We start from the raw sequence: 9,208 nt of genomic DNA, 5'->3' as shown, positions 1-9,208 counted from the left end.
ACACCCGACACCCGCCCCAACGGGGCTTGGTAAACTACAAAATCTATGATTCTGAACTTTTGGGTATTACTTCAGCATTAGGTCTTTCCTTTTCTGAAAAATTTTAATTTCTTAAAAATCCTTTACATACAAAATCGCCTTTGCAGACCCTGGCTGTCTAATTGGTGTTTGTATTACAGGTAAGCTGAAAAAACATCTACCAACAGCCATTCCATTTGAATTTAAAGATAAATAGGGGAGAAATAGGGGAGATAATTGCAATTGGAGAAAAAATTTTCAGCACGGATTATTGGGGGGATCAGCCTGGATCTGACAATATCTCTGGGCATCTCATTTCTCTGAAAAATCTTTTCCTTAATTCGTCGGGCATTAGTTTCGGCATAACCAAAAAGAGAACGCGGTGCAACTCAAATTTGCATAGGGACAAAAGAAGGCAGGGGGCAGTGTTTCGACTACGCTCAACAACCGGGCAGGAGGTCACTGAGCGTAGTCGTTGGCGTGGTAACTGAGCGTAGTCGAAGTGTAGCCTCTCGTAGAGAAGTGAGGCAAGAGGAAAGAAGTATTAATTAAAACTAAAGTTTCAGGGTATAAAGCCCAGTTTAAAAGAGGAATTGTATCAGCGGAAAGTGCGTGAGGTACAAAGCGTCCAAGATCAATCCTACATTTTAAAACGTGGGTTCCTCCTGCCTCCTGCCTCCTATCTCCTGCCTCCTATCTCCTTCCTCTTGAACACACACCAAGTAGATAATCACCTCTGGAATCTGCTGTATTGTAAAAAACTTACCTATTGAGGGATGTTTGAGTTTCTAATGTCTAAGAGAATACAAATATAATCTAGTACTGATTGATTGAAGAAACGTTTGAGCCTCTAAATTAGAGATTGAAAAATAACCTTTTTATAAGTAGGAGTATTAATGAGTTTACCAGTTAAAGAAATTGTCTTAACGCCAGGAGAAGGTAATCATCTAACTACTGGTAATAGCGAAATAACATTTAAAGTAGTTGGTGCTGATACTCATGGTCACTTAGGATTGTTTGAAAACTTAATACAACCAGGTGGAACTGCCCCGGTACTGCATATTCATCGACAAATGGAAGAAATGTTTTATGTATTAGAAGGAGAAGTAGAAATTCAAGTTGGTAATCAGATAGTGCAGGGGCAACCAGGGGCATTTGTGTTAGTTCCACGTAATACGCCTCATACATTCGCTAACCGAGGAACTCAGCCTGCAAAATTATTAATCATGTTTTGTCCAGCAGGAGAACGCGAAAAGTATTTTGAAGGGTTAGCCGAACTGCTCAAGGACGGACAGACTCCAGACCGAGATGCTCTTGTAGAATTGATGCGGAAATTCGATCAGGAGCCAGTAGAGATTTAATTCTTGGCGGTGTTACTATTACCGCTGGTTGAAAGTATCAACCGAGGAAGAACAACACTAGACTTGTTGGCATTGTAGGAAAAAGGGTAAGGGAAAATTCCATACCCTGACAAAAGCTAGGTTCCATCTTTTCTTAGTGGCATTCGTGTCTTATATGTGCCGCCTGAACGAGAGCTAGAAAAAGTCTTTGATGACTGGGATCGAGAATTGAAAGCTCAGGATGCCATTGCACACCAATTGCCCAAGGATGATGTTCATGCTCCACAGCTTCAATGACTCCATCATCCCAAGCATGAGCAACAACCCGCCAACCAGGCGGTACTTTATCTACTGCTTGATGATGCCAAGAAACTACAGATATGTGAGAATTCTGTAAACAGTCAGCTAAAAGACTTTCTACATCTATCCTGACGAGATGTTCTGTAGGTAAACGTCGTCCAGGTTCCGGCTCTAGACGATGTAATACAGATGTACCGTAAACATCTGGAATGTGAGGAATTAGAGTACCCCCACAGGCGACGATGAGAATTTGTAAACCCCGGCAAATACCCAATATCGGCAGATGACGTTCAAGAGCAAACTTGCCAAGCTGCAATTCAAAAGCATCGCGTTCGCGATCGACAGAATAAATTGTAGGATGAGCAAAACCGTTGTAGCAAGCAGGGTGAATATCTCCACCACCAGAGATGATTAAACCATCCAAAGAATCTAGAACTTGAGCAGGCTCAATTTCTCCTGGTGGTAATAATATGGGAATGCCACCTGAAGCACGGACTGCATCTATATATTCGCTTGGCAGAGAAAATGGTAATGCTGCAAGGCGACCGTAAGTTGTAATCCCAATCAATGGTTTTCGAGATTTTCTACTCATCATTCTTCAAATAAGCGATCGCCTTTATGTAACCGATAAGCGATTTGATAGGTTTGTGCTTGCGATCGCATTGTGGGAGAATGGGCTGCTAAATACCGAGCAGCAGCAACTAATACATGAACCCCAGCAGGAGTGTCACCTAATAGGGAATACTGACGAAAAGCGGCTTCTATTTCTTGAATAACATGAAAATCACGGTTTTCTCTGAGCATCATTTTCCCTAGCATTGCCATCAGTCTTTCAGGCTTGCCACCACTATATAAATAATTAGCCACTAATTGACCTGTCTGGTTAACTTGCTGTTGACGATTTAATAAATCAGGTAGCTGCTGGAGCAATTCTTCGGGATTTGGAGCGAAGTCTTTGGGTTCTGGAAGTCGTGCTGGTGGTACATTCAAAAAACGATTCAAATAAACACTCATCGCCGCATCAAATACACCTCTGAGTAGTTCCACTGTTGGCACTCGTCGTAAGCCTTGATGCACAGCGTTAGCAAAAGTAAATGGATGATGTGCTGAATTCCAATCTCCAAAGTCATTGTTAGTATTAAAACGAGCTACACGCAGGGCTGCCGTATAAGTAACTACGCTTGCTAATTGTTCTTCTGTACAACCAGCTTGTAGGGCATTCAGTAGCGAGTCGGCGATCGCTTGTGGGTCTTCACCTAATAAGATTGGTATTAATTGCTCCGAGTTTGACCAAGTTCCTTGTTGAGATTTTCCCGCATTTAAAACATTGGGTAATTGCTTAAAAGCCGACTCTAATATTGCCACCAAGTCTACAGGGTAGCGCCAGGAATTAGATTCTTCCATCCGGGATGCACTCGCTAAACCCGAAACTAAGCTAGGTAGAACAGATTCTGCTGCTTGCCAACCAACAACATCAAGTGCTTCTAGTGCTTTGTTAATAAAATCAAGGGTATGCCCAATGTCGAGATAACGATGATCTGTGGCCGATGAAAACAGCATATCTGCAACTTGCTCTAAATTAGCCCCTGAGCGAATCGTAGATACCAGACATCTTTGTGCAGCTTCACTATCCCGTACCTCAATAAACTGGCGAAACCAGCTTTTTAGAGTTGGAAAATCAACTGTAGAGTTAGGCAATGGCTGAACGACAAACAGAGGCGGCGCACCTGCACTATCATTAGCAACTGCCGAAAGTCCGTGGAATAAAGCACGGGGTTTGTCTTCTTCATCCAGATAAGGTAAGAGATTAATCGTGCAGGTATGGATAGTTAAACCTGTACTCCAACCTGTTTTGTTGTAACGAGTGCCAAATTGTAGCCCGATTTGAAATGGTTCCGCCGGATTTACTCCTATATCTAACAGTGCGATCGTTGATTTGGCAATCACTAAGGAAATACTCTGCTCTAAACCATCTTCAAGGCGTTGAAGATGGTGGGAATGAGAATTAACTGGCGGTGCTAAATTCACCCAAACTTCACCATCACGGATTTCTACAGGAAATGCCGGAACATCATCTGCCCAAGAGTCGAAGGTTCCACCACTAGCGAGATCGAAGCGGGCATAATGCCAAGGGCAGGTAACAATACCATCTTTGCAAGTGCTACCTTGTAGGGGAAAACCCATGTGGGGACAACGGTTATCAATTGCATAAATTTTATTGTCTGAGTAAAACAAGACAATAGTATGCTTTTCCCTGTGGATTAACAAACTGCCTGCTGCCTGAACATCTGTAAGTTGAGCAACACGGGTATAATTGTCTTTCTTGGTCGTTTCTTTAAATATTTGAGTCATTTAATTTACAGACAAGTAAATATCAAAAGCCTTGCTTCTACTCTGACAAATTTTTTCTTTTTTCGACCATTTGTACAATACTAATTTTTGTTAATAATACTTGAAGCGACTGAGTACTACTGGGACTACAAAGGGCATGACCGAATGGCACGCTTGATAACGTGAAACCTCGTCTGGGCAGGGTGTAGGGTGTAGGGTGTAGGGTGTAGGGTGTAGGGTGTAGGGTGTAGTGTTAATAAACATTAGATTTCTTGCAGAAGTGGGGGAAAGGGGAAGGGTTAAAGGGAAAAGGGATGGAATTTCCCCTTTACCTTTAACCTTTAACCTTTCCCCAACCGGAAAGCAAAAGTTACTTTTGCAAGATGTCTATTCAAGCTCACGAGGTGAAACAGAAATTACTTATTCTTCATTCCCTACACCCCACACCCGATACCCTACACCCTTTCATCCTTATAGATAATGGATTTACCCTTATCAAGCGTGTCATTCGGGCATGAACGAATCCTGGCTAGTGATGTCAGAGGTTGCCAGGTTTATTACTGTTGTTCGCCCAAAGGCAGCGGGGAGGATTCCTACAAAACTTTGAGCAATAGCAGTTAGATTAGTCATCTTTTGCGATCGCTGGTACTGAATATTTACTACACCTTGCACCCAAAAGCCTTAAAAATAATGCATTTGACCTTATTAAGCCTGCCATTTAGATATGAACTATAATGCTTAACTGACAAAATTAGCTGTGTTTCGCTGCACTAATATATACTCTGATTAACGTGTCATTCAAACCCCTATGAGCTGCGAACATTTAGATAATCTGACTGCGGAGACTCTGATTTCTAAAGCAAACTACCCAGTATTTCGTTGTGAAGAGTGTATCCAGATAAACAGTCGCTGGGTGCATCTCCGTATTTGTCAAAGTTGCGGCAAGATGCTGTGCTGTGATTCTTCTGTTCATCAACATGCCCGACGGCATTATGAAGAAACTGGACATTCAGTAATTAGCTCGGCTGAGTTAGGAGAACAGTGGTTATGGTGTTTTTTGGATGAGCAGGCAAAAAACTATTAAAGTGAGGCGAACACAGGATCAAAAGAGTGCAGAGGAACTGGAGACGCTTGCAGTTTCGGGAAAAAGTAGCTCTTTAAGCGGTGAATGTTGAATCGCAGATGTTACAGATGATGAACGCTGGCACTGTCAAGAGAAGGGATCGCTATCTTCCCAACGTCTCACTCAGGCAATCGTCCTTTCAGAGAAACCGCTTTCAACTGTTGTTGAAAACCAGTATCATCCGAAATTTTATGCGAAGAATTATTATTGGGGTTATGGGTAGGGGAGAAAATGCGACAGCAAATGATTTACAAAATGCTTATATACTAGGTCAACTTATTGCCAAACAAGGATGGATTTTACTCACTGGTGGTAGAAATGTAGGCGTAATGGATGCAGTAAGTAAAGGTGCAAAATCTGCTGATGGTTTAACTATTGGTATTCTTCCAGGTAAGAATCAGGATGGTATGTCCTCTTGGGTAGATATTGCTATTTTCACAGACATGGGTAATTCTAGAAACAATATTAATATTCTTAGCAGCGATTTAGTTATTGCTTGCGGTATAGGTGCAGGAACCGCTTCAGAAATCGCTCTAGCTTTGAAAGCAAATAAGCAAGTAATTTTGTTGAATAATGATGAAGAAAGTAAACTTTTCTTTAAAAAATTGTCGCCAGAAAATGTTTATATTGTCGAGAGTGTGGATCGGGCGATCGCTACTGCCAATCGCATTATCGATAAGCTAATCAGCATTTAAGCTGCAATATAGCTGAAATTTCCTTTTATGTTTAATTTTCCAATGCCACTTAATTACTAACTCGCCTTGATATATGTTTCAGCGATCGCAGAGGTTCGGGAAATTTTCTCAGTACAACAATGACTTTTAAAACCGCCTTCGATATCATGGCGGGTTCTCTGTTGGTACGGGGTGCGATCGCAAAAAAGGAACATGAGCGTCACTGTTACTGTAAGGAAACCTTGTTGAGTTTTGAAGATAACTAGCAAGCTCATCATTGATTACGAGATTGCGTTAGCGAAGCTCACCGAAGGTATCGCTTTTGATGATCTATGGAGTGGAAAAGCCAGGATTTATGAGTTTGCCCATCACAATCGTGATATTCAAACGACTAAACAGCGATCGCGCCAAAATTACTGCATTAAAACTTGGATACTCTCCGTCAATTCATTTAGCACATCGCAGAACCGACGATGATGAAATTTACATCGATCAATGGGTGTTGACTGAAGAACAGATTTGCCCAATTTTTGTTATTAACAACTGCTACGCGTATGGTGCTGACTTTTTTGAACCATGTCCTACAGCAGCGGAGATTGAAAGCTGCGATTTGCCAGCCACAGACAGATGACACTGTTGGACTGTAAGCCATGCTAAATAAAAAGTTTGTTTCTTCTGCGTTCAATTGACACTCTGGTATTTGCGGCTCGAAGCTTGCTATTAGTTTCGGCTATTTTACTGTCAATATCTGGCACTAAAATTGTAACTACTCAGTTGGCATACTTTGGTATATTTTGGCATAATCTGGCATATTATGAGACTTGTAAATTACCCCAGTTTTACCCCACTTGATGGTTTTGACTGCTTTTGATTTCCTATAATAAACAGCAAAACCCTTGTTTTACAAGGGTTCGTGAAAAAGAATTAGTTAAAAGGCGGCACCCGGATTTGAACCGGGGGTGGAGGTTTTGCAGACCTCTGCCTTACCACTTGGCTATGCCGCCACAGCAAGATTCCCTGAACTACTTTAATGTTTCTAAGGTATCTTAGTTGTCATTTAGTAGTCATAGGACGCTAGTTAAACCATGATAGCATAGGATTCTGAGGTAGAGATAGTAGGTTAACTGGATGTTTTTGGTAGTCTTTAAGCGATCGCTAGAAAATTCCGATCGCAGATTGACCGCAGCACAAACAAATCTTAGCTGATTAAAGAGAGTTGTAACTCCTCACTCCTCACTTGTTACACCTTTACTTCGTCGGCAAAATTACTCCAACGGACAAAGTGAAATGGGCCAGCGATAGAACCCCACAGACGTTCATCGGTGTCTAAATCTCTTCCCCTGTCGAGGCTGAAAAATTCTTTAGCGTCAATCTCAAATTCGTTATCTAGATAAGTATTTTTGCCGTCACGAACCACTATGCAGCCTTTACCAGGTTCAACTCTGCCTTTGAAGCTCTTACCTGTCCACTCTACAATCATGTTGCAGCCTGACATTTTTTCCAATTGGTCAACAGACAACTCTTTGAGGCGTTCGGGTTCGCGAGATGCACCGTAAAATTTCTCTTCTTCTTTAACGGTGTAGTGTTCAATCGCAATGTGGTTTTCTGCCGGAATCAAGTTCATTACCCGCATCCGGTAGGGTTGATTGAGCAAAAAATCATAAGCTTGTTCGAGAAACAAACTTACCCCTGAGAACAACTCTAAGGGAAGGGGACGGATACAGACGCGGATATGGGCATAAAAAGGTGGATTTTCAAAAGCTTGTTCTTGATTGCTAAAGTCAGCTGCCATCCAACGGGCTAAAGTGGCGATATCAGTAGAATGAGTCATTACAAAACGATCGACTAGTTGCTTAAATATTATCTAGGATTATTTTGACACTCTGCTGACTCAAAAATCCTAGCTGCGATCGCAATTTTTAAATTATATCTAGGATAAATGCTCTGACTGGAGAAAATTTAGCTGCTTCAGTACAAGTTAAACTGCTGACATCTTGTACTTAACAACTAGAACTCGTTAGGCATTTATTTTGGCAAAATCCGCACTTACTGTATCCTGAAGCCAGATAGCTCTCAGGTAAGCTTTTCTTGGAAAGCTGGAGAAAAGCTGGAGAATAGTTAGTCAATAATAGGCATGGGGATAATTGCTAATTATCTCATGCAAATCATTTAAGGCAAAGTAAAGTACTCATGCTCAGGCACTTAATTGCGATCGCTACTGCCACTATACTCTTTAGCAATTCTTTAACGCTGGCAAAGAGTAAACCGCCGAAACCACCCGATCAATTTCCTCCCAGCCCTCTAGAGATTACCACACCCGATCCACTGCTACCGCGATCGCCCAAGGATAAACAGCCGTTAACTCCCCAAGAACGGCAAAAGTTAGAACCAGTGTTGGATGAGTTAAATCAAGAAGCGGCAGCGAAACTGCAAGCAGGTGAACAGGTTGCGGCGTTTGAAATTTGGAACCGAGAATTACGTTTGCGGCGCTTTTTAGGTTCATTAGCAGAAGTGCAAGCATTATCACGAGTTGGCGCGATCGCTTGGAAGCTAAACGACGGACAAGAAGTACAATATATTACGGAACGATTGCAAGCAATTCAAAAGCAAGCCCAATCTCAGAAAAAAAACGTCCCAATCGATCTAGAATTGTGGCGATCGCTAGCTGAAGCTTACAAAAATGTGCGAGCGTCTAAACTGGCTATAGAAGCTTACAACCAAGTTTTGCTAGTAGTGCGACAACAAAACGATCGAGCAGCGCTATTAGAAACCCTCAAAACAATTGGAGAACTGCATTTGAGTTGGTTTGATTATCGCAAAGCTGCGCCAATCTACGAGGAATTGTTGAGTTTCGCTAGATCTCTTGGCGATCGTGTAAACGAAGTAACATATCTGCAACAACTGGCTTATATTTACGAGCAGACAAGCCAACCACAGCAGTCATTGAATGTACTTAACAAACTAGCAGAAATTTATGTCAATGAAAATAAGCTTACGGAAATACCAGAATTAAAGCTAGCGATCGCTTCAGATTACGAATCTCTAGCTAAGAAAGATCCTAACTTACTGCTAGAAGCTTTTAACAATTATCAAGAAGCTTATACCACTGCTTGGCAATTAAAGGAGTACGTTCGGGCTGGTGATGCTTTGCAGAAGTTAATTGCGCTGTATCGTTCCCAAGGACAAACAGAGGAGGCTTTGCAGGCTAGCGAAATTCTGGTGCAGATACAGGCGCAAGCTGCCAACTTTTACGGAATGATGCAAGCTTATGACCAAATTGGGCAATTACATCTAGAACGCAAAGAATTTCCTCAAGCATTAACAGCTTTTCAACAAGGGTTAAAACTGGCGCAACAACTCAAACATCAAGAAGCATACTTTACTGGACAAATTGCAAAACTGTCGAAAGCAAATTAACTGAA

Annotated in this window: 10 protein-coding genes and 1 tRNA gene; 6 read left to right on the top strand and 5 right to left on the bottom strand. The window is 41.8% G+C overall.

Going from position 1 to position 9,208, the window contains the following annotated elements:
• Nucleotides 1-914 precede the first annotated feature (914 nt).
• Nucleotides 915-1,379, top strand: a complete 465-nt coding sequence (locus tag AC1F2U_RS28475; protein ID WP_480264185.1) for a cupin domain-containing protein — start codon at nt 915-917, stop codon at nt 1,377-1,379.
• A gap of 133 nt (nt 1,380-1,512) precedes the next feature.
• On the opposite strand, the gene AC1F2U_RS28470 is transcribed toward AC1F2U_RS28475, so the two are convergent.
• The 3 genes from AC1F2U_RS28470 to AC1F2U_RS28460 form a co-directional block, all read right to left on the bottom strand.
• Nucleotides 1,513-2,250, bottom strand: a complete 738-nt coding sequence (locus tag AC1F2U_RS28470; RefSeq protein WP_480264187.1) for a gamma-glutamyl-gamma-aminobutyrate hydrolase family protein — start codon at nt 2,248-2,250, stop codon at nt 1,513-1,515.
• Nucleotides 2,250-4,010 carry a Rieske (2Fe-2S) protein gene (locus tag AC1F2U_RS28465; RefSeq protein ID WP_480264184.1) on the bottom strand — a complete coding sequence of 587 codons (1,761 nt, stop codon included), beginning with the start codon at nt 4,008-4,010 and terminating at the stop codon, nt 2,250-2,252. The genes AC1F2U_RS28470 and AC1F2U_RS28465 overlap by 1 nt, the downstream gene beginning before the upstream one ends.
• A 483-nt stretch (nt 4,011-4,493) precedes the next feature.
• Nucleotides 4,494-4,661, bottom strand: coding sequence for a hypothetical protein (locus AC1F2U_RS28460; protein ID WP_480264183.1), 168 nt, complete (start codon nt 4,659-4,661; stop codon nt 4,494-4,496).
• A 136-nt stretch (nt 4,662-4,797) separates the two neighbouring features.
• Here AC1F2U_RS28460 and AC1F2U_RS28455 point away from each other — a divergent pair, with 136 nt between their 5' ends.
• The 4 genes from AC1F2U_RS28455 (at nt 4,798) to AC1F2U_RS28440 (ending at nt 6,417) form a co-directional block, all read left to right on the top strand.
• Complete coding sequence (locus tag AC1F2U_RS28455; protein ID WP_335009882.1) at nt 4,798-5,073, top strand: UBP-type zinc finger domain-containing protein; 276 nt, start codon at nt 4,798-4,800, stop codon at nt 5,071-5,073.
• Nucleotides 5,074-5,153: 80 nt separating this feature from the next.
• Nucleotides 5,154-5,807: a TIGR00725 family protein gene (locus tag AC1F2U_RS28450; protein ID WP_480264182.1), complete on the top strand. Its 654-nt coding sequence runs from the start codon at nt 5,154-5,156 to the stop codon at nt 5,805-5,807.
• Between the two features lie 119 nt (nt 5,808-5,926).
• The gene (locus AC1F2U_RS28445) at nt 5,927-6,052 is read left to right on the top strand and encodes a hypothetical protein (RefSeq protein WP_480264181.1); all 126 of its coding nucleotides are present in this window, start codon (nt 5,927-5,929) and stop codon (nt 6,050-6,052) included.
• 56 nt (nt 6,053-6,108) lie between these two features.
• Entirely contained in the window at nt 6,109-6,417 is a 309-nt protein-coding gene (locus AC1F2U_RS28440; RefSeq protein WP_480264180.1) for a hypothetical protein, read from the top strand.
• A gap of 302 nt (nt 6,418-6,719) precedes the next feature.
• Here AC1F2U_RS28440 and AC1F2U_RS28435 read toward each other — a convergent pair.
• Together AC1F2U_RS28435 and AC1F2U_RS28430 are read right to left on the bottom strand one after the other, a co-directional pair.
• Nucleotides 6,720-6,790 (bottom strand) — tRNA-Cys (locus tag AC1F2U_RS28435).
• 236 nt (nt 6,791-7,026) lie between these two features.
• A complete protein-coding gene (locus tag AC1F2U_RS28430) occupies nt 7,027-7,617 on the bottom strand; it encodes a CpcT/CpeT family chromophore lyase (RefSeq protein ID WP_480264179.1) in 591 nt (196 codons plus the stop codon).
• Nucleotides 7,618-7,976: 359 nt separating this feature from the next.
• Between AC1F2U_RS28430 and AC1F2U_RS28425 the strand changes: the two genes are divergently transcribed.
• The gene (locus AC1F2U_RS28425) at nt 7,977-9,203 is read left to right on the top strand and encodes a tetratricopeptide repeat protein (protein ID WP_480264178.1); all 1,227 of its coding nucleotides are present in this window, start codon (nt 7,977-7,979) and stop codon (nt 9,201-9,203) included.
• Nucleotides 9,204-9,208 lie beyond the last annotated feature (5 nt).

The organism is Nostoc sp. LEGE 12454 (assembly GCF_056620565.1).
This window is presented reverse-complemented; position numbering and strand designations above follow the sequence as displayed.